Source organism: Micromonospora sp. NPDC050200, assembly GCF_040656135.1.
Taxonomy (GTDB): Bacteria; Actinomycetota; Actinomycetes; order Mycobacteriales; family Micromonosporaceae; genus Micromonospora.
Window position 1 is genome coordinate 15,333 of sequence record NZ_JBFALG010000029.1, and the last position, 24,729, is coordinate 40,061.

Below are 24,729 nucleotides of genomic sequence, written 5' to 3' on the forward strand. Positions count from 1 at the left end.
CCGCGGGCCCCGCCTGACCGCCGGCGGTCCGGGTCCGTCCGGTTCGCCCCGGTCAGGGCCCGCGGGCGGTGCGGCGCGGCGGCCGGCCGGCGGGCGCGTACCCTTGGGCATCATGAGTGCCCCGTCCACGACGCCGCGCCCCGCCGCGGCCAATTCCGTCTGGCCCCGGCTGGAGCTGCTGCTGCCCCGGGTGACCAAGCCCATCCAGTACGTCGGTGGCGAGCTGGGCGCGGTGGTCAAGGACTGGGACGCGGCGACCGTGCGCTGGGCGCTGATGTACCCCGACGCGTACGAGGTGGGCCTGCCCAACCAGGGCGTGCAGATCCTCTACGAGGTGCTCAACGAGCTGCCCGACGTGCTCGCCGAGCGCACGTACGCGGTCTGGCCGGACCTGGAGAAGCTGATGCGCGCCCACGGCGTGCCGCAGTTCACCGTCGACGCGCACCGCCCGGTGCGCGACTTCGACGTGTTCGGCGTCTCCTTCTCCACCGAGCTGGGCTACACCAACCTGCTCACCGCGATCGACCTGGCCGGTATCCCGATGCTCGCCGCCGACCGCACCGACGTCGACCCGGTGATCGTGGCCGGCGGTCACGCCGCGTTCAACCCGGAGCCGATCGCCGACTTCGTCGACGCCGCCGTGCTGGGCGACGGCGAGGAGGCGGTCCTGGAGATCACCGCGATCGTCCGGGAATGGAAGGCCGAGGGCTCGCCCGGCGGCCGGGACGAGCTGCTGCTGCGGCTGGCCCGCACCGAGAGCGTCTACGTGCCGCGCTTCTACGACGTGGACTACCTGCCCGACGGCCGGATCCAGCGGGTCGTGCCGAACCGGGCGGACGTGCCGTTCCGGGTGCACAAGCGCACGACGATGGACCTGGACGCCTGGCCGTACCCGAAGAAGCCGCTGGTGCCGCTGGCCGAGACCGTGCACGAGCGGTACGCGGTGGAGATCTTCCGCGGCTGCACCCGGGGCTGCCGGTTCTGCCAGGCCGGCATGATCACCCGTCCGGTGCGGGAGCGCTCGATCACCACCGTCGGCCAGATGGTCCGCGATGGCCTGGAGTTCTCCGGCTTCCACGAGGTCGGCCTGCTGTCGCTGTCGTCGGCCGACCACTCCGAGATCGGCGACATGTGCTCCGGCCTGGCCCAGCAGTACGAGGGCACCAACGTGTCGCTCTCGCTGCCGTCGACCCGGGTGGACGCGTTCAACATCGACCTGGCCCAGGAGTTGTCCCGCAACGGCCGGCGCACCGGTCTGACCTTCGCCCCGGAGGGCGGGTCGGAGCGGATCCGCAAGGTCATCAACAAGATGGTGTCGAAGGAAGACCTCATCCGCACCGTCGTCACCGCGTACACCAACGGCTGGCGGCAGGTGAAGCTCTACTTCATGTGCGGCCTGCCCACCGAGACCGACGCCGACGTCCTCGAGATCGCGGACATGGCGCACGAGGTGATCAAGGCCGGCCGGGCCGCCACCGGGTCCAAGGACATCCGCTGCACGGTCTCCATCGGCGGGTTCGTGCCGAAGCCGCACACCCCGTTCCAGTGGGCGGCGATGGCGCGGCCGGAGGTGATCGACCACCGGCTCAGGCTGCTCAAGCAGGCGATCAACTCGGACCGTTCGCTGGGTCGGGCGATCGGCTACCGCTACCACGACGGTGAGCCGTCGCTGATCGAGGGCCTGCTCAGCCGCGGTGACCGGCGGGTCGGCGCGGTGATCCGCAGGGTCTGGGAGAACGGCGGCCGGTTCGACGGCTGGAGCGAGCACTTCTCGTACCAGCGTTGGGTGGACGCCGCCGCCGAGGTGCTGCCGACCTTCGGCGTGGACCTGGACTGGTACACCACCCGGGAGCGCGAGGAGCTGGAGGTCCTGCCCTGGGACCACCTCGACTCGGGCCTGGACAAGGACTGGCTCTGGCAGGACTGGCAGGACTCGCTGTCCGAGTACGAGCAGGACGACTGCCGCTGGACCCCCTGCTTCGACTGCGGCGTCTGCCCGTCGATGGACACCGAGATCCAGATCGGCCCGACCGGCAGGAAGTTGCTCCCGCTCACCCCGGTCAACGGCCTGAAGGTCCCCACCGGCGTACAGCAGTGACCGTCCCGCGGGGTGGGCGCGCCGCCCGCCCCGCCCCGGCGATCATGAAGTTATCGTCACGGGCAGTCCGCGACACCTTCATGACCGACCGGTCCTGACACCGAGGAGCACGACGATCAGCAGGAAACCACAGCCGGAGGGCGGGCAGGCGCCGGTCGTCCAGCGCGTCCGGATCCGGTACGCCAAGCGCGGACCGCTCCGGTTCACCTCGCACCGGGACTTCGCCCGGGCCTTCGAGCGCGCGCTGCGCCGGGCCGGCGTCCCGATCGCCTTCTCCCAGGGCTTCACCCCGCACCCCAAGATCTCCTACGCGAGCGCCGCCCCCACCGGCGTCGCCAGCGAGGCGGAGTACCTCGAGATCGGCCTGCGCGAGCCGGTCGACCCGGAGCAGCTGCGCGCCGCGTTGGACGCGGCGCTCTCCCCGGGGCTGGACGTGCTCGACGCGGTGGTCGCCGCGAGCGGCAGCCTGGCCGACCGGATCGAGGCCTCGCACTGGCGCATCGAGCTGCCCGAGGTCGAGCCGGCCGTGCTGGAACGCGCCGTCGCCGCCTTCACCGCCGCCGACGAGATCCAGGTCGAGCGGATGACCAAACAGGGTCGGCGCACCTTCGACGCCCGCGCCGCCGTCATGCGCATCGATGTGGTGTCGCCCGTGCAGACGCCTTCCGGGGCACCGGGCGTGTCGTGTGCGATACTCGAACTGGTCGTGCGGCAGGTCACCCCGTCCGTACGGCCCGATGACGTCCTTTCCGGCCTCCGCGTGGTGGCCGACCTGGAGCCGCCGGTCTCGCCAAGGGTGATCCGGCTGGCGCAGGGCACGGTGACCGCGCAGGGCGCGATCGTGGATCCGTTGGACGCGGACCGCGACGGGGCAACCATCGGTGGGCACTGACCGACGGTCAGTGCTCTAGGCAGGCAGACTTCGGCGGTCGCGCACCTCGCGCGCCCGGCGGAAACACTTTTGCGGCAACCCTGCGTGGCAGCGCTCACCCGCGCCCGGGGCGGCCAGAACTGGAGAACGTCCATGCTCGAGAACGAGCCCGAGGGCGGCGAACGGACCGGCTCACAGCCGACCGGCGAGACCGCCGACGCCACCACCGACAGCGCCACCGAGGCCGCGCCGAAGCGTCGGCGTACCACCCGACGCAAGGTGGCCCCGCTGAACCAGCCGGAGCAGGTCGAGGCCCCCGCGGAGGCGTCCGCGACCGCCGCCTCCGCCACCGACGAGGCGCACCAGGCCGAGGTGGTCACCCCGGTCGCCGGTGAACTGGACACCGCGCCGAAGACCACCCGTCGCCGGCGCAAGGCGACGCCCGCCAAGGCGGCCGAGGAGCCGGTGGTGGCCACCGGCGCGGAGGAGCACTCCGCGGAGGTCGTACCGCCGGTGAAGGTCACCCGCACCCGGCGCAAGAAGGCCGCCGCCCCGGTGGCCGAGCCGGCCGCCGAGACCCCGGCCGAGCCGGCCGAGGGCGCGGCACCGGTCGTCGAGCCGGTCGAGGAGGAGGAGCCCGCCGTCGAGGCGGCGGCGCCCACCGAGCCCACCGCGGTCGACGAGGAGGCCACCGAGCCCGCCACCGGGCCGGCCGGGGCCGAGCCGGGCACCGCCGAGCCGAATGTCGCCGCGTCCGGCGCCGAGAGCCGGGCCGGCGAGGTCCCGCCCGGTGTCGCGGTGCCCGGCGGCGAGCAGCCGGCGGAGGCCGCGCCGGAGCCGCGTAGCCGTCGCCGGCGGGCCGCGCTCTCCGCGCCCACCGTGCTCTTCATGGCCCCGCTGCCCGAGGAACTGCCGGCCGTCCGCGTGGTCGAGCCCGGCCCGGCAGCCGAGGAGACCGTCGAGGAACCGGCCGAGACCGGTCGCCGACGCCGCCGGGGTCGCCGCGAGGCCGAGCCGGCCGAGGTGCCCGAGGTCGAGGAGGAGCCCACCGGCGAGGCCGAGGAGGCCGTCGAGACCGAGACCGAGGACGAGGACGAGGACGAGACCGCGGCGGCCCGCCGTCGGCGTCGTCGTGGTCGTCGGGGTCGCGGTCGCGGCAAGGGCGGCGCCGAGGACAGCGACGAGGAGGAGGCCGAGGAGGCCGTCGAGGCCGAGGCTGAGGAGGCCGAGGCCGAGGAGCCCGAGGACGAGGAGGGCGAGGGCGACGGGCTGACCCGCCGCCGGCGCCGCCGGCGCCGCCGGGGCGCCGGGGACGTCGAGGGGGGCGCCGACGACGGCGTGCCCACCGTGGTCAAGATCCGCGAGCCGCGCAAGGCCGTCGACGAGGTGCAGGGCGTCTCCGGTTCGACCCGGCTGGAGGCCAAGCGCCAGCGCCGCCGGGACGGCCGTGAGCAGCGCCGTACCCGGCCGCCGATCCTCAGCGAGTCGGAGTTCCTGGCCCGCCGGGAGGCGGTCGACCGGGTGATGGCGGTACGCCAGCGCGGCGACCGTACCCAGATCGCGGTCCTGGAGGACGGCGTGCTGGTCGAGCACTACGTCACCCGCAACTCCTCCGGCACCATGGCCGGCAACGTCTACCTCGGCAAGGTGCAGAACGTCCTGCCCAGCATGGAGGCGGCGTTCGTCGACGTCGGGCGCGGCCGCAACGCCGTGCTGTATGCCGGCGAGGTCAACTGGGACACCACCGGCCTGGAGGGGCGGGCCCGCTCGATCGAGCAGGCGCTGCGCTCCGGCGACTCGGTGCTGGTGCAGGTGACCAAGGACCCGATCGGGCACAAGGGCGCCCGGCTGACCAGTCACATCGCGCTCTCCGGCCGGCACCTGGTCTACGTGCCCAACGGCAACGCCTCCGGCATCAGCCGCAAGCTGCCGGACACCGAGCGCAAGCGGCTGCGGGACGTGCTCAAGAAGCTGGTGCCGGACGGCGCCGGCGTGATCGTCCGGACGGCCGCCGAGGGAGCCAGCGAGGACGAACTGGCCCGCGACGTCAAGCGGCTGCAGGCGCAGTGGGAGGACATCCAGGCCAAGGCGGCCGAGGGCGGCTCCCCGGTACTGCTCTACGAGGAGCCGGACCTGGTCATCCGGGTCGTCCGGGACCTGTTCAACGAGGACTTCCGCGAGCTGGTCATCGAGGGCGAGCAGTCGTACGACGTGGTCGAGTCGTACCTGTCGCACGTCTCGCCCGACCTGGTGGCCCGGCTGCGCCGGCACGTCGGCACCACCGACGTCTTCGCCGAGTACCGGATCGACGAGCAGATCATCAAGGGGCTGGACCGGAAGGTCTTCCTCCCCTCCGGCGGGTCGCTGGTCATCGACCGCACCGAGGCGATGACGGTCATCGACGTCAACACCGGCAAGTACACCGGCTCCGGGGGCAACCTGGAGGAGACGGTCACCCGCAACAACCTGGAGGCGGCCGAGGAGATCGTGCGCCAGCTCCGGCTGCGCGACCTCGGCGGCATCGTGGTGATCGACTTCATCGACATGGTGCTGGAGTCGAACCGCGAGCTGGTGCTGCGCCGGCTGACCGAGTGCCTGGGCCGGGACCGGACCAAGCACCAGGTCACCGAGATCACCTCGCTCGGCCTGGTGCAGATGACCCGCAAGCGGATCGGCGCGGGTCTGCTGGAGGCGTTCAGCGAGACCTGCGAGTGCTGCAAGGGCCGCGGCCTGATCATCCACACCGAGCCGGTGCCGGAGAAGCCGCGTTCCGGCGGCGGCGCCGGGGAGAAGGTCAAGGCGGTCGCCTCCTCGGTGGCCGGCCCCGCCCCGGTGACCGAGCAGACCGGCGGGCTGTCGCGGCGGCGTTCCCGCAAGGCCGCCGCCGCGCCGGAGCGCACGGTGGTGGAGACGACCGAGGACAGCGACACCGGCGCCCCGACCGAGCCCGACTACCACGACACCATGGGCTACGACCTGTCCCGGTACGAGACGGAGACGCCGGCCGCGCCGGCGGTCGCCGACAGTCTGGAGGGCGAGTCGGCCCGCCTGGCCGGGGCGGACGACCCGGACGCGCTGGGCGACGCCGACACCGAGGAGGAGAGCGGCGAGGGCGGCACCGGCCGGCGCCGGTCCCGGCGGGGCGGTCCCCGGCGGCGTACCCGCCCGTGACCGGCTGAACCAGCCCGACGTTTCGCGGGGCCCCTTCCCCGGCAACAGTGCCGGCGGGAGGGGCCCTGCCGCGTTCTCCGGCCCCGGCTACGATCGGTCCCCCCGGCTAGGAGAGATCAATGCGCCGCCTGCTCGCCGTCACCCTGACCGCCGTCCTGCTGACCGGCTCCGGCTGCTCCGGCGACCGGTCCGACGAGGCCGCCCCGGCCACCTCCGGCGCGCCCGCCGGCCCGACCGTCCTGCCGTCCGCCCCGGTCAGCGTCGCCCCGGCGGGGGGCAACGGGCCGCAGGTGTGCGCCGAGGCAGAGCAGGCCTCCTCGGCGGCCGTCCGGACGTACGTCGAGGAACTGGGCAAGATGATCGCCGCGGTCGGCGCGAACGACAGCAGCGGGGCGGAAACCGCCCGCAAGCGGGCGGAGTCGGCGTTGACCACCTGGCGGTCGGCGCTGCGCGAGCAGTCCGCCCGGGCCACCGACCCGCAGCTGAAGATCCTGCTCACCGAGCTGGCGACCGAGGTCGGCTCGCTCGGCGCCGACGTCGAGTCGATCGACGAGACCGAGCTCGACCGCCTCCAGCAGCGCCTCGACCAGCTCTGCGGCCGCTGACCGGCGGGCCCGGTTTGAGTGTCGGCCGGTGCATGGCGTACGCTTGCCTGCGGCGCACTTTGGTGTGCCGAGTTCCCGCGTGCCCGCGCCGCCGGTGTCACTGCTACCTGGCGAGTCGCCGTGGGAATGACCAGCCAGCAGCCTCAACGACAGGGAGTCCGCCTCCGATGTACGCGATCGTCAAGACCGGCGGCAAGCAGTACAAGGTCGCCGAGGGCGACGTGATCGAGGTCGAGAAGCTCGTCGGTGCCCCCGGCGACGCGGTGAAGCTCACCGCGGTGCTCCTCGTCGACGGTGACGACCTGGTGACCGACGCGGCGAAGCTCGCCAAGGTCGCGGTGTCCGGCGAGATCGCCGCGCACACCAAGGGCCCGAAGATCCGGATCCACAAGTTCAAGAACAAGACCGGCTACCACAAGCGCCAGGGTCACCGCCAGCCGCTGACCCAGGTCAAGGTGACCGGCATCTCCAGCGGGAAGTAGGTCGTCCTCAGATGGCTCACAAAAAGGGTGCGTCCAGCTCGCGCAACGGCCGTGACTCCGCGGCCCAGCGACTCGGCGTGAAGCGCTTCGGTGGTCAGGTGGTCAGCGCGGGTGAGATCCTCATCCGTCAGCGGGGCACCAAGTTCCACCCCGGTGACCTGGTCGGCCGTGGTGGCGACGACACGCTCTTCGCGCTGGCCGCCGGCTCGGTCCAGTTCGGCACCAAGCGCGGTCGTAAGACCGTCAGCATCGTGCCGCAGCAGTAATACGCAGGCGTTGCGGGCCGCGGACCTCGTGTCCCGGCCCGCTTCGTCTTTTCGCAGGCGGGGGCGGACCTCGCTGGAAGGATTGGCGTCGTGACGACGTTCGTTGACCGGGTCGTCCTGCACATGCAGGCCGGCGACGGCGGGCACGGCTGTGTCTCGATCCACCGGGAGAAGTTCAAGCCCTTCGGCGGCCCGGACGGCGGCAACGGCGGGCACGGCGGCACCGTCTCACTGGTGGTCGACCCGCAGGTGACCACGCTGCTGGACTTCCACTTCCGCCCGCATCTCAAGGCCGAGAACGGCAAGGGCGGCGCCGGCTCGAACCGGGACGGCGCCAACGGCCACGACCTGGTGATCAAGGTGCCGAACGGCACCGTGGTGCAGACCCCCGACGGCACCGTCCTGGCCGACCTGGTCGGCGCGGGCACCACCTTCGAGGCGGCCCGGGGCGGGCGCGGCGGGCGCGGCAACGCGTCGCTGGCCAACGCCCGGCGCAAGGCCCCCGGCTTCGCCGAGCTGGGCGAGCCCGGCGACCGGCTGGACGTGGTGCTGGAGCTCAAGAGCGTCGCCGACGTCGGCCTGGTGGGCTTCCCGTCCGCCGGCAAGTCGTCGCTGATCTCGGTGATCTCCGCCGCCAAGCCGAAGATCGCCGACTACCCGTTCACCACCCTGGTGCCCAACCTGGGCGTGGTCCGGGTCGACAACCACACCTTCACCGTCGCCGACGTGCCCGGCCTGATCCCTGGGGCGGCCACCGGCAAGGGGCTGGGGCTGGAGTTCCTCCGCCACGTCGAGCGCTGCGCCGTGCTGGTGCACGTGGTCGACACCGCGACGTTGGAGCCGGGCCGCGACCCGCTCGCCGACATCGACACCATCGAGGCCGAACTGTCCGAGTACGGCGGTCTCGCCGACCGGCCCCGGCTGGTCGCGCTCAACAAGGTCGACGTGCCGGACGGGCGTGACCTGGCCGACATCGTCCGGCCGGACCTGGAGGCGCGCGGCTTCCGGGTCTTCGAGGTCTCCGCGGCCACCCGTGAGGGGCTCAAGGAGCTGACGTACGCGATGGCCGAGCTGGTCGAGCAGAGCCGCCAGGCGGCCCCGCCGGCCGAGCCGACCCGGATCGTCATCCGCCCGAAGGCGGTGGACGACGCCGGCTTCACCATCGAGGCGGAGGAGGACGGCTCCTTCACGGTGCGCGGCGTGCGGCCCGAGCGCTGGGTCCGGCAGACGAACTTCGACAACGACGAGGCCATCGGCTTCCTCGCCGACCGGCTCGCCCGCCTCGGCGTCGAGGAGAAGCTGGCCAAGGCCGGCGCCGACCCGGGTGACCTGGTGCGCATCGGCGAGCGGGAATTCGACTGGCAGCCCACCCTCTACGCCGGCGTGGACTTCGTCCCGGGCAACCGGGGCACCGACGTGCGGCTGGAGGCGACGTCGACCCGGGTCCGGGCGGCCGAGCGGCTGGCCGCCCGCAAGGCGCGCCGGCAGCGCCCGGACGACGAGGTGGAGGCCGGTGGCCTGGACGCGGACCTCTCCGACGACCTGGACGACGACGCCGAATAGCTCGGCAATGTCCCTGTCCGGGTCGTTCGCCGGAAACCTCCGTGAAATCGCGCCGGCATAGCGTGGGCGGATGCTGATCGAGTCCCGTCCTTCCAGCGACCCGGAGATCGACGCCCTCGTCGTCGCCCAGCAGCGTGAGCTGCGCGCGTCCGACGGCGGACTGGACGGGCAGGTCACCGTCACGCACGACGACATCCGCTACCTCGCGGTGGTCGTCAACGGTCGGGCGGTGGCCTGCGGGGGGATCCAGTCGCTGGACGCCGCCACCGGCGAGCTGAAGCGGATGTACGTCCGCCCCGCGTACCGGGGCCGGGGCATCGCCCGGCAGTTGCTGACCGCGCTGGAGGAGTTGGCCTTCCAGCGGGGGCACTCGGTGGTCTGCCTGGAGACCGGCGTGTACCTGCCGGCGGCGATCGGGCTCTACACCTCCTGCGGCTACGAGCCGATCCCGGTCTACGGCGAGTACGTCGACAACCCGTACAGCGTCTGCTTCGCCAGGCGCCTGCCGGTGGCCGCCTGAGGCATGCGTCAGGCGCCGGTCTCGGCGTGCGCCACGGTGACCGGCTTGGACTCCGGGGACGCGTGCTGGCGCAGGACGACGCTCAGCAGGATCAGCGCGCCGACGGCCAGGAATTCGCTCTGCCAGTTCTGCATGGACTGGAACCAGGAAGACGAGAAAGGCGCCCAGCATGGCGATGCTGAGCGCGTTGTTCCGGATCCACCGTGGCATCCCGACCTCCTCGCCCTCCGCCTGACGCGGTGTCCGGTGCCCGGTTCCGAGAGCGATCAAACTCGGATCCGCCGGGTGCTCCGGGCGGCGTGGCTCAGGGCCGGTCGGCCGGGGTGTCCAGCCGGCCGCCGGTGCCGGCGTCTTTGGAGAGCAGCAGGCCGAGGACGAGCATGCCGAAGCCGAGCCCCAGGTGCAGCCAGTTGTCGGCGTCGTTGAGCGGGATGAAGTTGATCGCCCCGGCCGCCCCGTCGATCGCGAAGCCGTACAGCCACAGTCCCAGGTAGGCGGCGCCGCCGCCGGCCACGAACAGCCGGGCGCCGCCGACCCCGCGGGCCAGCACCAGCCCGAGCAGGCCGAAGAGCAGGTGCAGCGCGTTGTGCAGGATCGACACCTGGAACAGGCCGAACAGCTTCGCGCCCGAGTGGTGACCGGCGAAGGTCATGTCGCCGTACCCGGTGGTGACGCCCGGGACGAAGCCGAGCACGCCGATCACCAGGAAGATCACGGACACCGCCAGTGCGACCAGCTGGATCCGGGGTCTCGGCCCGGCCGCGCCACGTCCGTGCCCGCCACGTGCCATCGATGTCACCTCCACGGAGCGGCTGCCGGTCACAGCCGGACGATCCTCCATTCTGTAATCGTCCGGACGCGGAGTGCGGAGAAATGGCGAATCAGGCATGGGTCCGGTGAGCACGCCGTGAACCTTGTCGTTGACGCCGGGTACCGCCGGGTCGGGGGCCACCTGCCGGACGGCGCCGCGCCGGGCGGCGGCGTGCCAGGCGAAGACCTCCGGCGGGGAGTCGTCCACCACGGTCACGTCGACCAGCGCGGCGATCGACCGCAGGTACCCGGTCAGCTCGGCCAGGCCGGCGTCGTCGGACCAGCGCAACGGCAGGACGTACTCGACGGGAAGCCGGAGCGGGCGGGTGCCGGCGGCCTCCGACGGCGCCCGGCCGGCGTGGGGTCGGCCCGGCGCCACCACGGGCGGCGCGCTGCGGATGGTCCTGCCCGGGCGAAGAGACATCGACGGCTCCCCTGCTGGTGGTGGTTCGGGCAGGCCCGCGGATCGGCCGGCCGAACCGGGCGTTTCGACCGGTTCACGCCGGGTAGCGCACCGGGATGCGGGCGGCCATCCCCGGGCGCCCCGGCGGAGGAGACGTGATGACCAGCAACGGAACGAGGTGGGCGCTGCTCGGTGCCACCACGGTGGCCGCCGTCGGGGTCGGCCGGCTGGTGGCCCGGCGGCGGCGCCGTCACCAGCCCGAACGGCAGGGCGGCTGGTACGTGGTGCGCCGCGGGATCACCGTGGACCGGCCGATGGACGCCGTGATCGGCTTCTGGACCGACCGGGAACGGCTGGACCGGGCCCTGGCCGAGTGGGCCACCCTGGAACAGCTCGGCGAGAACAGGTGGCGCTGCGTCGCCAGCGACCCCGCCGGCGGCGGCACCGAGTGGCGGGCCGAGATCGCCGTCGACGGCCCGGGCCGGCTCAGCTGGCGGGTCACCGACGGCCCCGTGCCACAGCAGGGGCACGTGGACCTGACCCCCGCGCCGCAGGACCGCGGCACCGAGATCCGGGCCGAGCTGCGCTACCGCGCCGGCGGGCCGCTGGGCCGGCTGCTGGGCCTGGCCCGGGGCGACGAACCCGACCTGGCGCTGCGGGACGCGCTGCGGCGGATCAAGTCGTTGATCGAGAGCGGCCAGATGATCGACACCCGGCACGACCCCTCCGGGCGCACGTCGGCCCAGGAGGAGGCGACCGACAAGGTCCGCGAGCGGCTGATGACGGGAGGACGGGCGTGAGGGCGCTGTGCTGGGAGGGGGTCGGCAAGCTGGCGGTACGGGACGTGCCCGAGCCGCGCGTCCGGGCCGAGGGGGACGTCATCGTCAAGGTCCGGGCCAGCAGCGTCTGCGGCTCCGACCTGCACCTGATCAACGGGTTCCTGCCGGCGACGCGGGAGGGGGACATCCTCGGCCACGAGTTCATGGGCGAGGTGGTGGAGACCGGGCCGGGCGTGCGGCGGCTGCGCGTCGGCGACCGGGTGGTGGTCGGCTCGGTGGTGGCCTGCGGCGGCTGCTGGTACTGCCGTACCGAGCAGTTCTCGCTCTGCGACAACTCCAACCCGCAGCCGGTCGTCCCGGAGAAGCTGTGGGGCCACTCGCCGGCCGGCATCCTCGGCTATTCGCACGCCTCCGGCGGCTACTCCGGCAGCCACGCCGAGTACATCCGGGTGCCGTTCGGTGACGTCGGCGCGTTCAAGGTCCCCGCCGGGGTGCCCGACGACGTCGTGGTCTTCGCCTCCGACGCGATGCCCACCGGCTGGATGGCCGCCGACTTCTGCGGGCTCTCCGGCGGCGAGGTGGTGGCGGTCTGGGGCGCCGGCGGGGTGGGTCAGCTGGCCGCCCGCGCCGCCCAGCTGCTCGGCGCCGAGCGGGTCATCGTCATCGACCGGCTGCCGGAGCGGCTCGCCACGGCCGCCGACCGACTCGGGGTGGAGACGATCAACTACGCCGAGACCGACGTGCTGGAGGCGCTGCGGGAGATGACCGCCGGCCGGGGGCCGGACGCCTGCATCGAGGCGGTCGGTATGGAGGCGCACGACGTCGGCCCGGGGTACGCGTACGACAAGGCGAAGCAGAACGCCCGGCTGAGCACCGACCGCCCCACCTCGGTTCGTCAGGCGATCATGGCCTGCCGCAAGGGCGGCACGGTGAGCATCGTCGGCGTCTACGGCGGGCTGGTCGACAAGTTCCCGCTCGGCGCGGCGATGAACAAGGCCCTGGTGCTGCGGATGGGGCAGATGCACGCCCAGCGCTACATCCCGATGCTGCTGGACCGCCTCGCCGCCGGCGAGATCGACCCCGGCTACCTGGCCACCCACCCGATGTCGCTGGAAGAGGGCGTGCGCGGCTACGAGATCTTCGAGAAGAAGCAGGACGCCTGCCTGCGCAGTGTCCTGCACCCGGCGACGGCCTGACCGGCGGGGCGCGAGGAGCCGGACGTCTTCCACAGCTGCCAGAAGCTGGCGGTGGCCGACTGAGCGCCGGCCGGGGCTCAGTCGGCGTGGCGGACGTCGTCGATGACGAAGCCGCTCGGCGGCAGCGTCGGCATGCGGCTCAGGTCCAGCGCCAGGTTCTGCGGCGGTACCTCGTACCGCATCGCGCTGGTCAGCAGGGTGACCGCGCGCTTCATCAGCTCGATGGTGATCCACTCGCCGGCGCAGCGGTGCCCGCCCAGGTGCTCGCCGCCGCCCTGCGGCACGAAGCCGTACGGGTCGTCGCGCCAGCCGACGAAGCGCTCCGGCCGGAAGCGCTCCGGCTCCGGCCACAGGTCGGGGTGGTGGTTGGTGCCGTACAGGTCGAGCAGCACCCGCCGGCCGCGCGGGAAGTGGTGGCCCTGCCAGTCGAACGAGCGCCGGACCCGGGCGGCGGCCACCGGGAAGAACGGGTAATAGCGGCGGACCTCCTGCACGAAGCACTCGACGGCCTCGTCGCCGGCCCGGACCCGCTCCCGCCAGGCGGGGTGGTCGTGCAGGGCCAGGGCGGCGAAGACCACGTACCGGTCGACGGCGACGGTGGGGCGCAGCACGTTGAGCAGCTCCACCGCGGCGATCCGGCGGGGCAGCAACCGGCCCCGGGCGTCCCGGTGTTCGGCGATCGCCCGCAGCGGGCTGCCCTCCGGCGCGGGCAGCGTGCCGATCCGGGCCCGCTCCACCACGTCGCCGGCCCAGCGTTCGCCGCGGCGGCGGCCGAGCAGCCCGCGCCAGTGCCGGGGCCCGAGCGCCACCAGCCCGTCGATCATCGCGTGCAGCTCGTCGGTCCGCCGGGCGACCTCGCCGGTGGCCAGCGGGACGCCCGCCCAGGCGCAGACCGCCCGGGTCAGCATCCGGCCGACCTCGTCGTAGAGGACCACCGGGCCGGACCCCTCCCAGGCGGGGACGCGGGCCCGCCACTCGTCGGCGAAGAGCTGCCCGAGCTGCCGGACCGCGTTCGGCGTCATGATCGACAGGAACATGCCCTTGCGGTCGGTGTGCGACGGCCCGTCCAGCCCCTGCACGCCGCCCCGGCCGGTCAGCGTCCGCTGGCCCCGCTTGGGCATCGCGCCCTCGCGCTGGAACCGATCCGGGTCGTAGAAGAGCACCGCCGCCGGCCGGCCGCGTAGGCAGATCGTCGGTTCCAGCAGCAGCCGCGTCTGGAAGACGTCGCTGTCGTAGCGGTCGCAGCGGGAGCCGATGTACCGGTAACCCTCGCGGAGGAACGCCAGCGTGCTCTCCGGGCTGCGGTCGACGGGGGTGGTGGCCATCGGGCTCTCCTGACGCGGGTGACGCGGCCGGCCGCACCGGTCGGCCATTGGCATCTACCCAGGCAGGTCCCGCCGAATCCCGCCGGGGTCGCCGGCCGGACGGTGGGGCGGGCGCGCCCCGGGGGTGTGGGCCAGTTGGCGAGCCCTCCGCTGGCCCCTCCCAGGACGCCGGAAACCTGGTTGGCTCGTCACCGGGCCGGCCACGGGTGTGCAGCCGGCGTGACGACGGGGAGGGCCGATGCGGGACAGCAGGCCGCCGTACTGGCGGCAGCGGCGGGTGGTCGAGGCGTTCGGAAGCGCCCGGCCCGGCGGCGCGGACGGCGGGCCGCTGATCGGCCCCGCCCGGCGGGCACCCCGGCCGCCCCGGCGGTTCACCGCCCACCTCGGCTTCGAGGCGGACGGGCCGGAGCAGGCCCGCGACCTCGCCGTCGCGTACGCCGAGGCGTTGAGCCTGCTCCGCCCGGAGTTGGCGCTCGGCGCGGCCGCCCTCTCGCCGGCCGACGCCTGGCACCGGGCCGAGCGGCTCTTCTGCGGCGCGTCGGGGCCGGACGGCGAGCGCTGCGCCGACGTGGCGGGCCACCCCGGCTTCCACCACGCCCCCGGCCCCGGTGGCCTGGGCTGGGGCGAGGGCGACGGGTGACGCGCTTCGGGCCGGCGACCCGGCGGTGCCACGGTGGAGGTGACACCGCCGGACCGCCGGCCCGGAGTCGACGGGTCGTGGCCCGTCTCGTGGCGCGGCGTTCAGTCGAGGTCGAACTCGCCGTCCTGCGCGCCGGCGACGAAGGCGTCCCACTCGGCCTGGGTGAAGACCAGCACCGGCCCGTCCGGCTCGGCGGAGTTGCGCATGCCGATCAGGTCGTCGACGAAGGCCACCTCGACCGCGCTGTCGGAGGTGTCCCCCTCGGCCCGCTGCCAGACCGCCCGGGACTGGTCGAAATCGCCCTTGGGGTGCTGACCCATTGTTCGTCCTCCATCACCACGCGTCAGGGGGAACCCGTCCGGTTCCCCGTCGGGCAGGATAAGCGGATGCCGAGCCTGACCCGTGTAGAGGCGACCGCGCGTCGCGCGCTGATCACCGTCGAGTCCTACCAGGTGGACCTCGACCTGACCGGTGGCGACGAGCGGTTCCACTCCACCGCCACCATCCGGTTCCGGGCCACCCCCGGAGCCGAGACCTTCGTCGAGGTCAAACCCGCGCGACTGCTGGGGGTACGCCTCAACGACCGGGACCTCGACCCGGACTCGCTGGACGACAACCGGCTGCCGTTGACCGGGCTGGCCGGGGAGAACACGCTCACCGTCACCGCCGCGATGGCGTACTCGAACACCGGCGAGGGGATGCACCGCTTCGTCGACCCCGCCGACGGCGAGACCTACCTCTACGCGATGTCGTTCCTGGACGACGTGCAGCGCCTCTTCGCCGCCTTCGACCAGCCCGACCTGAAGGCGCCGGTGACCCTGTCGGTCAGCGCGCCGCCGGAGTGGACGGTCGCCGCCAACGGGCAGCTCGCCGTCAACCCCCGCCCGGGGCGCTGGGAGTTCGCCCCGACCGCGCCGCTGGCCACGTACTTCGTCTCGCTGATCGCCGGCCCCTGGCACGTGCGGCGCGCCGAGCACGACGGCATCCCGCTCGGCGTCTACTGCCGCCGCTCCCTCGCCGCGCACCTGGACGCCGACATCGACGAGATCCTCACCGTCACCAGGCAGTGCCTCGACCGATTCCACCAGCTCTTCGCCGAGCGCTACCCGTTCGGCAAGTACGACCAGGCGTTCGTGCCGGAGTTCAACGCCGGCGCGATGGAGAACCCCGGCCTGGTCACCCTCCGCGACGACTACATCTTCCGGTCGGCGGTCACCGACACCCAGCGTGAGCTGCGGGCCACCACCATCGCCCACGAGATGGCGCACATGTGGTTCGGCGATCTGGTCACCATGCGCTGGTGGGACGACCTCTGGCTGAACGAGTCCTTCGCGGAGTACCTGGGCACCCGGGTGACCGCCGAGGCGACCCGCTTCGACCAGGCCTGGACGACCTTCGCGATGCGCCGCAAGGCCTGGGGCTACACCGCCGACCAGCGTCCCTCCACCCATCCGGTGGCCCCGGAGGAGGTCGCCGATGCCGCCCAGGCCCTGCTCAACTTCGACGGCATCTCGTACGCCAAGGGTGCCAGCGTGCTGCGGCAGTTGGTCGCCTGGCTCGGCGACGAGGCCTTCCTGGCCGGCCTCAACGCCCACTTCGCCGCCCACCGGTTCGGCAACGCCACCCTGGCCGACCTGCTGAGCAGCCTCAGCACCGCGGGCGGTCGGGACCTCGCCGACTGGGCGGAGCGCTGGCTGCGCCGGCCCCAGGTCAACACGCTGCGGATGGAGACGGCGGTGGACGCCGACGGCCGCTGGGTCGACGCGGCCGTGGTGCAGACCGCCCCGGACGCCCACCCCGTGCTGCGTCCGCACCGGATCGGCGTGGGCCGGTACGCCACCGACGGCACGGTGCGCCGCATCGAGGTGGACCTCGACCCGGACGCCGACAAGGGCCGCACCGAGCTGACCGAGCTGATCGGCGAGCCGGCCACCGGTCTGCTGCTGCCCAACGACGGCGACCTGACCTTTGCCAAGATCCGTCTCGACCCGGCCTCCGCGGCCGCGGTGCCGATGGTGCTGCCGGGCCTGGACGACCCGCTGGCCCGGGCGCTGCTCTGGGGTGAGGCGCTGGACGCGGCCCGGGACGGGGAGCGCCCGCTGGCCGCAGTGGTCTCGCTGATCGCGGCGGCGCTGCCCGCCGAGACCGAGGTGATCATCGCTGAGGACGTGCTCACCCTGAGCCGCGGCCTGATCGACCGCTACCTCGACCCGCTGGCCCGCGACGCCGCGCTGCTGCGGGTCGCCGGGGCGTGCGCCGCGCTGCTCACCGGGGCACCGGCCGGCGGCTCGTTGCAGCTCGCCGCGGCCCGGGGCCTGATCGCCGCCACCACCGACACCGCGCTGCTGCGCGGCTGGCTGGCCGGTGACGGGGTGCCGGAGGGGCTGGCGGTGGACACCGACCTGCGCTGGGCGCTGCTGCTACGGCTGGTGGTGCTGGGCGCGGCCGGCGAGCCGGAGATCGCCGCCGAGGCGGCCGCCGACCGCAGCGCCACCGGGGCGGAGCGGGCCGCGTGCTGCCGGGCGGCGCTGCCGGACGCCGCCGCCAAGCGGGCTGCCTGGGAGATCGTGACCAGCAGCACCGAACTGTCCAACCGCCTGGTGGAGGCGGCCGCCGAGGGCTTCTGGCAGCCCGAGCAGGCCGAGCTGACCGCGCCGTACGTTGAGCGGTACTTCGCCGACATGCCGGCCGCCGCGCGGCTGCGTACCGCCTGGACGGCCGACCGGGTGACCACCCTGGCGTTCCCCCGCTACGCCGTGGCGCAGCCCACCCGGGAGCTGGCCGCGGCGCTGCTGGCCCGCGACGACCTCACGCCCGGGCTGCGTCGCTGGGTCACCGACCTGGACGACGACCTGCGCCGCGCGCTGGTCGCCCGGACGGCGGTGGCCGCCGCGTCCGCCTGAGTCGGATCGGAGGCTGGGACGGTCCGGCGGCCCCGACGGGCCGCCGGCCGTCCCCGGCCTACGATCATCGGGTGGAGGAAGACATCCGGCGGATCGGGATCATGGGCGGCACCTTCGACCCGATCCACCACGGGCACCTGGTGGCGGCCAGCGAGGTGGCCGACCGGTTCGGCCTGGACGAGGTGGTCTTCGTCCCGACCGGCCAGCCGTGGCAGAAGGCGGACGAGCCGGTCAGCCCCGCCGAGGACCGCTACCTCATGACGGTGATCGCCACCGCCTCCAACCCGCGCTTCCAGGTGAGCCGGGTGGACATCGACCGCGGTGGCCCCACCTACACCGTCGACACCCTGCGCGACCTGCACGCCGAGTACGGCCCGAAGGTGCAGCTGTACTTCATCACCGGCGCCGACGCGCTGGAGAAGATCCTCTCCTGGAAGGACCTGGACGAGATCTTCGAGCTGGCCCACTTCATCGGGGTGACCCGCCCCGGGTTCGAGCTCACCGACAAGCACCTGCCCGCCGACACGGTGAGCCTGGTCCAGGTCCCGGCGATGGCGATCTCCTCCACCGACTGCCGGGCCCGGGTGGCCCGGGGGGAGCCGGTCTGGTACCTGATGCCCGACGGTGTGGTGCAGTACATCGCGAAACGCCGGCTCTACCAGCAGTGAATCCGCCGGGTATATGAGCGTCTGTCCGGGTAATCGACCAGAACTGACAAGTCGTCGCGCCGCCGGGTGTGACATCCTTGGAGGGTCGTACGGTTGATCGAAGGAGAACGGTGACAGTTTCCGAACGCGCTCATGAGCTGGCGATGGCCGCCGCCCAGGCCGCGGCCGACAAGAAGGCGCAGGACATCGTCATCATCGACGTGGGCGACCAGCTCGCCATCACCGACGCGTTCGTCCTCGCCGCGGCACCCAACGAGCGTCAGGTGCTGGCCATCGTCGACGCCATCGAGGAGCGCCTGCTCGAGCTGCCGGAGAAGGCCAAGCCGGTCCGGCGCGAGGGTGAGCGGGGCGGCCGCTGGGTGCTGCTCGACTACGTCGACATCGTGGTGCACGTGCAGCACACCGAGGAACGCGAGTTCTACGCCCTCGACCGGCTCTGGAAGGACTGCCCCCAGATCCCGTTCGTGGACCGGGACCTGGTCGAGGCGGACGCCTCCGCCGGCACCTCCAGCGCGGAATGACCCGCCTGATCGTCTGGCGGCACGGCAACACCGACTGGAACGCCGCCAGCCGGGTCCAGGGTCAGACCGACGTGGCGCTGAACGACCTGGGCCGCGAGCAGGCGCGCGAGGCCGCGCCGCTGCTCGCGGCCCTGCGTCCGGACGCCATCGTGGCCAGCGATCTCAGCCGCGCCGCGGACACCGCCGCCGCCCTCGCCGCGGTCACCGGGCTGCCGGTACGTACCGACGCCCGACTGCGCGAGCGCTACTTCGGCCGCTGGCAGGGGCTGGCCCTCACCGACGTCGCCGCCCGCTTCCCCGAGGAGTACGCGCGCTGGCGGGCCGGCGACCCGGACCCGGGCGCCGAGATCGAGACTCTCGACGACCTGGGCAAGCGGGTCGGCGCTGCCTTCCAGGACGCCGCCGATCTCGTCCCCGGTGGCACCGTCGTGGTCGCCACCCACGGGGGCGGGGCCCGGCAGGGCTGTGGCTACCTGCTCGGCTGGGACCACGCGGTGCTGCGGACCGTGGGCTCCCTGCAGAACTGCCACTGGACCGAGCTGCGCCACGACGACGTCCGGGGCTGGCACCTGCGCGCCCACAATGTCGGGCTGATCACCCGACCGGCACCCGGCGAGCCGGTCTGAGCCATCCGGCCCGGGCATCCGGCCGCGGCATCGGCTAGCGTGCCGGTCATGCCCGTCGCGGTCGTCACCGACTCCACCGCCTACCTTTCCCCCGAACTGGTGCAGGCGCACCGGCTGACCGTGGTGCCGCTGACCGTCGTGCTCAACGGGGCGGAAGGGTTGGAGGGGGTGGAGACCTTCCCCGCCGACGCCACCCGCGTGCTCGGCGGCCGGCGGGTCACCGTCAGCACCTCCCGCCCGGCCCCCGAGCAGTTCGCGCGGACGTACCGGGAACTGCTGGACGGCGGCGCGGACGGCGTGGTGTCGGTGCACCTGTCGGCGGAGCTCTCCGGCACCGTCGAGGCGGCCCGGCTGGCCGCCGCCGAGCTGGGCGACCGGGTCGAGGTGGTCGACAGCCGCTCGACCGGCATGGGCCTGGGCTTCCCGGTGCTCGCCGCCGCCGCGGCCGCCGAGGCCGGCGCCGACCTTTCCGGGGTACGGCAGGCGGCCCGGGACGCCGTCGACCGGACCACCATCTACTTCTACGTCGACACGCTGGAGTTCCTCCGCCGGGGCGGCCGGATCAACGCGGCCGAGGCGCTGCTCGGCACCGCCCTCTCGGTGAAGCCGATCATGCACATGCCGGACGGGGCGATCGTGGTCAGGGACAAGGTGCGCACCGCCAGCCGGGGCGTGGCCCGCCTGGTCGACCTGGCCGTCGAGGCGGCCGGCGACGCCCAGGTGGACCTCGGGGTGCACCACCTCGCCGCGCCGCAGCGGGCCCAGCAGCTTCTCGAGGCGCTCACCGAGCGGTTCGGCGACCGGCTGCACGACACGTACGTCTCCGAGGCGGGCGCGGTGGTCGCCGCCCACGCCGGGCCGGGCCTGGCCAGCGTGGTCGTGCACCGCCGGCCCTGATCCGGCACCCTGAGGTCACGGGGGCTGCTCCCGCCTCGACCGGGCGAGGGCGTGCGGTGGACGGGGGAGTGGCATGTCGTACGTGGTGACCGGCGGTGGACGGGGGATCGGCCGCGCCGTGACGGAACGGCTGCTCGACACCGGCGGCACGGTGGTGGTGGTCGAGCGGGACCCGGACGCGGTGGCCTGGGTGCCGGCGCACCCCGCCGCCGACCGGCTGGAATCCGTGGTCGGCGACGCGGCGGACGAACGGGTCGCCGGGCACGCCGCCGATCTGGCCGAGCGGGCCGCGCCGCTGGCCGGCTGGGTCAACAACGCGGCGGTGTTCCGGGACGCCTCGGTGCACTCGACGCCGGTGGCCGAGGTGTGGGAACTCATCGGGCTCAACCTGCGCCCGGCTGTGGTCGGGGCGGCGACGGCGGTGCGCCGGTTCCTCGCCGCCGGCACCGGAGGCGCGATCGTCAACGTCTCGTCCCACCAGGCCCGCCGGCCGGTGCCGGGCTGCCTGCCGTACGCCACCGCGAAGGCGGCGGTCGAGGGGCTGACCCGGGCGCTGGCCGTGGAGTACGGACCCCGGGGAGTGCGCACGAACGCCGTCGCGCTCGGCTCGATCCACACCGAGCGGCACACGGCGTTCCTGGCCGGGCGGGAGCCCGCCGAGGCGGAGTGGATCGAGGCGGAGCTGACCCGGTTGCATCCGGTCGGCCGGACCGGCCGCGTCGACGAGGTGGCGGACGCCGTGGCGTACCTGCTCTCGGCGACCTTCGTGAACGGGGTGACCCTGCCGGTCGACGGGGGCCGGGCGGTGCTCGGCCTCGACCCGGAGGCCAGCTGATCCGCCGGCTCGCCATTGCACGGGCTCGACATAGCACGGCGGCGCATGATCAGGCACTTGTCCACAGGGCGCTGCGTCGTCCACAGGCGGTGACCGTCGGCCGGTTGTTTCCGCCCCACCCTCCCTAGCCTCGCGTCGTGTCACACGACGAGGAGACGATGGTGCGGCAGCGGCTGTTCCGGCTGGTCGGGGCGACGCCGTCGGAGGACGGGGCATCGCGTCTCCCGCCGACCCCGCCAGGACACGCCGGCCTGGCTGCAGCGTCCCGGTCCGGGCCGTCTTCCGATGCGGCTCCTGGTTTCCGAGCCGGCGCGTTCGCCGATCCGGCCATGCCGCCGTCCCGGCCCGGAGCACGGCGACATTCCGGTGCGGTGACCGACACCCCCTGGGCGTCTGTCGGGGAGGTCGACGACGGGCCGGTACCCGGCGAGGACCCTCCTTCCGTCGCCCCGGCGTCGCGGTTGCCCGGGCCTGGCGCCTTCGATCCGGGTCGCCGCGGCGTACGGGCGCTGGCGGCCGTCGCGGTGGTCGTGGTGCTCGGGGCGGGCTTCTGGGCCTGGCGGTCACGGCCGCAGGCCGAACCGGTCCGCCCGGTGTCGCCGGTGGCCGCGTCCGACCCGTCCACCGCTGCCGAGGCGACCGTGACCCCCTCCGGCGAGCTGGTCGTCGCGGTGGCTGGCAAGGTACGCCGCCCCGGCCTGGTCCGGGTGCCGGCCGGCGCGCGGGTCGCCGACGCGGTGCAGGCCGCCGGCGGTGCCCTCCCCGGCGTGGATGTGGCGCTGCTCAACCCGGCCCGCAAGGTGGCCGACGGGGAACTGATCCTGGTCGGGGTCGCCGCGCCGCCCGGCCAGCCCGGCGCCGCCGCGCCACCGGCCGCCGGTACTGCGCCCGCCCCGGGCGGCCTGGTCAACCTCAACACCGCGACGCTGGCGCAGCTCGACGGGCTGCCCGGCGTCGGGCCGGTGCTCGCCCAGCGGATCCTGACCCACCGTGACCAGCACGGCGGGTTCCGCTCGGTCGGCGACCTGCGACAGGTCGACGGCATCGGCGACGCCCGCTACGAGCAGCTCAAGGATCTGGTGACGGTGTGAAGCCGACGGTCGGCGGCACCTCGGATCGTGCCGCTGGGGCCGCAGCCGGACCGCACCAGGGTGGTGGGTCGGCCCCCGGCGTGGAAGCGGCCGGTGATCTACCGGACCTGCGGCTCGCCGGTCTGGCGGTGGCGGCGTGGCTCGCCGCGTTGGCCTGCCTGCACCTCACCGCTCCGGCGGCGGCGCTGCTGGCCGCCACCGCCGCCGGTCTCGCCGCCCTGGTCGCCGTCCACCTGCTCGGCGTGCTCGGCCGTCCCGCCGGGGCCGCCCGCCGGTACGGCTGGATCGCCGTCGCGGTGCTGATCGGGGTGGTCTGCGGCGCCAGCGTCACCGCCGCCCGGCTGCACGTCCGCGACGCCGCCCCGCTGCGTGCGCTGGTCGACGAGCGGGTCCGGGTCACCGCCGAGCTGGTGGTCCGCGACGATCCCCGCCCGATCCGCGGCGTTCCCGGTCGGGCGACCCTGCTGGTGGCCGCCGAGCTGACCCGCCTCACCGGCCCCGACGGCCGGCGGGTGAGCGCCCCGGTGCGGGTGCTGGTGCTGGCCACCGACCCGGCCTGGCGGGGGCGGCTGCCGGGGCAGCGGCTCACCGCCGAGGGGCGGCTGACCGCGCCGCGCGGCGGCGACCTGACCGCCGCGGTGCTGATCGTGCCGGGCCCGCCGGTGGCGCACGGGCCACCGCCGTGGCTCCAGCGTGCCGCCGGTACGCTCCGCGCCGGCCTGCAACGGGCCTGCGCCCCGCTCCCCGACGAGCAGGGTGGCCTGCTCCCCGGGCTGGTCGTGGGGGACACGAGCCGGCTGCCGGCCACCGTGGAGGAGGACTTCCAGGCCACCGGAATGACGCACCTGAACGCGGTCTCCGGCTCCAACGTGGCCATCGTGGTCGGGGCGGTGCTGCTCCTGATCCGCTGGGCGCGGGCCGGCCCGGGGGCGGCGGCGGTGCTCTGCGGGCTGGCCCTGGTCGGCTTCGTGATCCTGGTCCGCCCGTCGCCGAGTGTGGTTCGCGCCGCGACCATGGGGGCGATCGGGCTGGCGGCGCTGGCCGCCGGGCGGCCCCGCGCGGCACTGCCCGCGCTGAGCGCCGCGGTGGGTGTCCTGGTCCTGGTCGACCCGGACCTGGCCGGGGACGCCGGCTTCGCGCTCTCCGTGCTGGCCACCGGTGGGTTGCTGCTGCTGGCGCCGAGGTGGCGGGACGCGCTGCGCCGGCGGGGCGTACCGGCGGGGCTGGCCGAGGCGCTGGCGGTCCCGGCGGCGGCGCAGCTCGCCTGCGGGCCGGTGGTGGCCGGCATCTCCGGCACGGTGAGTCTGGTCGCGGTGCCGGCGAACCTGCTGGTGGTGCCGGCCATCGCGCCGGCCACGGTGCTCGGCGTGCTGGCCGCTGTCGTGTCCCCGGTCTGGCCGGCCGGCGCGGAGTTCGCCGCCTGGCTGGCGAGCTGGCCGGCCTGGTGGCTGGTGACCGTGGCCCGGGTCGGCGCCCGGTTGCCGGCCGGCACGTTGCCCTGGCCCGGTGGGGTGCCGGGCGCCCTGCTGCTGGCCGGGCTGACGGTGGCGCTGTTGCTCGCCATCCGGCGGCCGGTGGTGCGTCGGCTGGTGGCGGTCGGCACCGCCGCGGTGATCCTGGGCACCCTCCCGGTCCGGATCCTCGCCAGCGGGTGGCCGCCGGCCGGCTGGGTGGTCGTCGGCTGCGCGGTGGGTCAGGGTGACGCCCTGGTGCTGCCGGTGGCGGCCGGTCGCGCCGTGGTGGTCGACGCCGGCCCGGAACCGTCCGCCGTGGACGGCTGCCTGCGCCGGCTCGGCGTACGGGAGGTGTCGCTGCTGGTGGTGAGCCACTTCCACGCCGACCACGTGGGCGGCGTCGCCGGGGTCTTCCGGGGCCGGCGGGTGGCCGAGGTGCGTACCCCGGGGCTCGCCGAGCCGGCGGCCGGGCGGGACCTGGTCGCCACCGCCGCAGCCGGTGCCGTCGTACCCCGGGCCGCCCCGGCGGGCTGGTCGTACCGGGCGGGCGGAGTGGAGCTGGTCGCGCTCGGTCCGCCGTACGCGCTGCACGGCACCCGGTCCGACCCGAACAACAACTCCCTGGTGCTGCGCGCCACCGTGGCCGGGGTGCGCATCCTGCTCGCCGGGGACGCCGAGACCGAGGAGCAGCGCGCCCTGCTGGACCGGGTGCCGCCCGACGCCCTGCGCGCCGAGGTGCTCAAGGTCGCCCACCACGGCAGCGCGTACCAGGATCCGGCCTTCCTCGACGCGGTCCGGCCCGCCGTCGCGGTGGTCGAGGTCGGCGTCGACAACGACTACGGGCACCCCAGCCCGTCGATGCTGGCCGGGCTGGCCCGGGGTGGCGTCCGGGTGCTGCGTACCGACACGGACGGGGACGTGGCGGTGGTGGCGGGCCGGCACGGCCTGGCGGTGGTGACGCGGGGCATCGCACCGGGGCGCCGCTGAACGGGCTCGGTGGTCGCT

23 protein-coding genes are annotated in these 24,729 nt (G+C 74.2%); 19 read left to right on the top strand and 4 right to left on the bottom strand.

The features are described 5' to 3' along the window. Nucleotides 1-112 precede the first annotated feature (112 nt). The 8 genes from AB0I41_RS19860 to AB0I41_RS19895 all read left to right on the top strand — a co-directional run bounded on the left by AB0I41_RS19860 (nt 113) and on the right by AB0I41_RS19895 (nt 9,576). Nucleotides 113-2,098 (top strand): TIGR03960 family B12-binding radical SAM protein, encoded by a 1,986-nt coding sequence (locus AB0I41_RS19860; RefSeq protein WP_357109383.1) that lies wholly within the window; start codon nt 113-115, stop codon nt 2,096-2,098. 172 nt (nt 2,099-2,270) lie between these two features. After that, nucleotides 2,271-2,990 carry a TIGR03936 family radical SAM-associated protein gene (locus tag AB0I41_RS19865; protein ID WP_357109565.1) on the top strand — a complete coding sequence of 240 codons (720 nt, stop codon included), beginning with the start codon at nt 2,271-2,273 and terminating at the stop codon, nt 2,988-2,990. Nucleotides 2,991-3,122: 132 nt separating this feature from the next. Continuing rightward, nucleotides 3,123-6,140 carry an Rne/Rng family ribonuclease gene (locus tag AB0I41_RS19870; RefSeq protein WP_357109386.1) on the top strand — a complete coding sequence of 1,006 codons (3,018 nt, stop codon included), beginning with the start codon at nt 3,123-3,125 and terminating at the stop codon, nt 6,138-6,140. A 119-nt stretch (nt 6,141-6,259) separates the two neighbouring features. Next, nucleotides 6,260-6,745, top strand: coding sequence for a hypothetical protein (locus AB0I41_RS19875; protein WP_357109389.1), 486 nt, complete (start codon nt 6,260-6,262; stop codon nt 6,743-6,745). A 167-nt stretch (nt 6,746-6,912) separates the two neighbouring features. Beyond that, nucleotides 6,913-7,227: a 50S ribosomal protein L21 gene (gene rplU, locus AB0I41_RS19880; protein ID WP_088975625.1), complete on the top strand. Its 315-nt coding sequence runs from the start codon at nt 6,913-6,915 to the stop codon at nt 7,225-7,227. Between the two features lie 11 nt (nt 7,228-7,238). Next, complete coding sequence (gene rpmA, locus AB0I41_RS19885) at nt 7,239-7,493, top strand: 50S ribosomal protein L27 (protein ID WP_013288010.1); 255 nt, start codon at nt 7,239-7,241, stop codon at nt 7,491-7,493. Between the two features lie 90 nt (nt 7,494-7,583). After that, nucleotides 7,584-9,056: a GTPase ObgE gene (gene obgE, locus AB0I41_RS19890; RefSeq protein WP_357109392.1), complete on the top strand. Its 1,473-nt coding sequence runs from the start codon at nt 7,584-7,586 to the stop codon at nt 9,054-9,056. A gap of 70 nt (nt 9,057-9,126) precedes the next feature. After that, nucleotides 9,127-9,576: a GNAT family N-acetyltransferase gene (locus AB0I41_RS19895; protein ID WP_357109394.1), complete on the top strand. Its 450-nt coding sequence runs from the start codon at nt 9,127-9,129 to the stop codon at nt 9,574-9,576. An 8-nt stretch (nt 9,577-9,584) separates the two neighbouring features. Here AB0I41_RS19895 and AB0I41_RS19900 read toward each other — a convergent pair whose 3' ends face one another. Next, complete coding sequence (locus AB0I41_RS19900; RefSeq protein ID WP_357109396.1) at nt 9,585-9,710, bottom strand: DUF6766 family protein; 126 nt, start codon at nt 9,708-9,710, stop codon at nt 9,585-9,587. Between the two features lie 170 nt (nt 9,711-9,880). Beyond that, nucleotides 9,881-10,366 (bottom strand): DUF4383 domain-containing protein, encoded by a 486-nt coding sequence (locus tag AB0I41_RS19905; protein WP_357109567.1) that lies wholly within the window; start codon nt 10,364-10,366, stop codon nt 9,881-9,883. A gap of 581 nt (nt 10,367-10,947) precedes the next feature. Here AB0I41_RS19905 and AB0I41_RS19910 point away from each other — a divergent pair. Both AB0I41_RS19910 and AB0I41_RS19915 read left to right on the top strand, forming a co-directional pair. Beyond that, nucleotides 10,948-11,589, top strand: coding sequence for a cyclase (locus AB0I41_RS19910; RefSeq protein WP_357109398.1), 642 nt, complete (start codon nt 10,948-10,950; stop codon nt 11,587-11,589). Continuing rightward, complete coding sequence (locus AB0I41_RS19915; RefSeq protein ID WP_357109401.1) at nt 11,586-12,764, top strand: zinc-dependent alcohol dehydrogenase; 1,179 nt, start codon at nt 11,586-11,588, stop codon at nt 12,762-12,764. The genes AB0I41_RS19910 and AB0I41_RS19915 overlap by 4 nt, the downstream gene beginning before the upstream one ends. 77 nt (nt 12,765-12,841) lie before the next feature. Here AB0I41_RS19915 and AB0I41_RS19920 read toward each other — a convergent pair whose 3' ends face one another. Then, the gene (locus AB0I41_RS19920; protein WP_357109403.1) at nt 12,842-14,089 is read right to left on the bottom strand and encodes a cytochrome P450; all 1,248 of its coding nucleotides are present in this window, start codon (nt 14,087-14,089) and stop codon (nt 12,842-12,844) included. Nucleotides 14,090-14,327: 238 nt separating this feature from the next. Here AB0I41_RS19920 and AB0I41_RS19925 point away from each other — a divergent pair, with 238 nt between their 5' ends. Further along, complete coding sequence (locus tag AB0I41_RS19925; protein ID WP_357109405.1) at nt 14,328-14,729, top strand: hypothetical protein; 402 nt, start codon at nt 14,328-14,330, stop codon at nt 14,727-14,729. Between the two features lie 101 nt (nt 14,730-14,830). On the opposite strand, the gene AB0I41_RS19930 is transcribed toward AB0I41_RS19925, so the two are convergent. Further along, nucleotides 14,831-15,049: a DUF397 domain-containing protein gene (locus AB0I41_RS19930; RefSeq protein ID WP_357109408.1), complete on the bottom strand. Its 219-nt coding sequence runs from the start codon at nt 15,047-15,049 to the stop codon at nt 14,831-14,833. A gap of 66 nt (nt 15,050-15,115) precedes the next feature. Between AB0I41_RS19930 and pepN the strand changes: the two genes are divergently transcribed. From pepN to AB0I41_RS19970, 8 genes are all read left to right on the top strand, one after another. Beyond that, on the top strand, nt 15,116-17,632 hold the full coding sequence (gene pepN, locus AB0I41_RS19935) for an aminopeptidase N (protein WP_357109411.1): 2,517 nt from the start codon (nt 15,116-15,118) through the stop codon (nt 17,630-17,632). A gap of 71 nt (nt 17,633-17,703) precedes the next feature. Beyond that, entirely contained in the window at nt 17,704-18,300 is a 597-nt protein-coding gene (nadD, locus tag AB0I41_RS19940) for a nicotinate-nucleotide adenylyltransferase (RefSeq protein ID WP_357109413.1), read from the top strand. Between the two features lie 110 nt (nt 18,301-18,410). After that, on the top strand, nt 18,411-18,821 hold the full coding sequence (gene rsfS / locus AB0I41_RS19945; protein WP_238450564.1) for a ribosome silencing factor: 411 nt from the start codon (nt 18,411-18,413) through the stop codon (nt 18,819-18,821). Beyond that, entirely contained in the window at nt 18,818-19,447 is a 630-nt protein-coding gene (locus tag AB0I41_RS19950) for a histidine phosphatase family protein (protein WP_357109418.1), read from the top strand. The genes rsfS and AB0I41_RS19950 overlap by 4 nt, the downstream gene beginning before the upstream one ends. 48 nt (nt 19,448-19,495) lie before the next feature. Continuing rightward, nucleotides 19,496-20,344: a DegV family protein gene (locus AB0I41_RS19955; RefSeq protein ID WP_357109420.1), complete on the top strand. Its 849-nt coding sequence runs from the start codon at nt 19,496-19,498 to the stop codon at nt 20,342-20,344. Between the two features lie 73 nt (nt 20,345-20,417). Continuing rightward, on the top strand, nt 20,418-21,179 hold the full coding sequence (locus AB0I41_RS19960; RefSeq protein ID WP_357109423.1) for an SDR family oxidoreductase: 762 nt from the start codon (nt 20,418-20,420) through the stop codon (nt 21,177-21,179). A gap of 137 nt (nt 21,180-21,316) precedes the next feature. Continuing rightward, nucleotides 21,317-22,270: a helix-hairpin-helix domain-containing protein gene (locus tag AB0I41_RS19965; RefSeq protein ID WP_357109426.1), complete on the top strand. Its 954-nt coding sequence runs from the start codon at nt 21,317-21,319 to the stop codon at nt 22,268-22,270. A gap of 80 nt (nt 22,271-22,350) precedes the next feature. Then, nucleotides 22,351-24,711 (top strand): ComEC/Rec2 family competence protein, encoded by a 2,361-nt coding sequence (locus AB0I41_RS19970; protein ID WP_357109428.1) that lies wholly within the window; start codon nt 22,351-22,353, stop codon nt 24,709-24,711. The last annotated feature ends 18 nt before the right edge of the window (nt 24,712-24,729 follow it).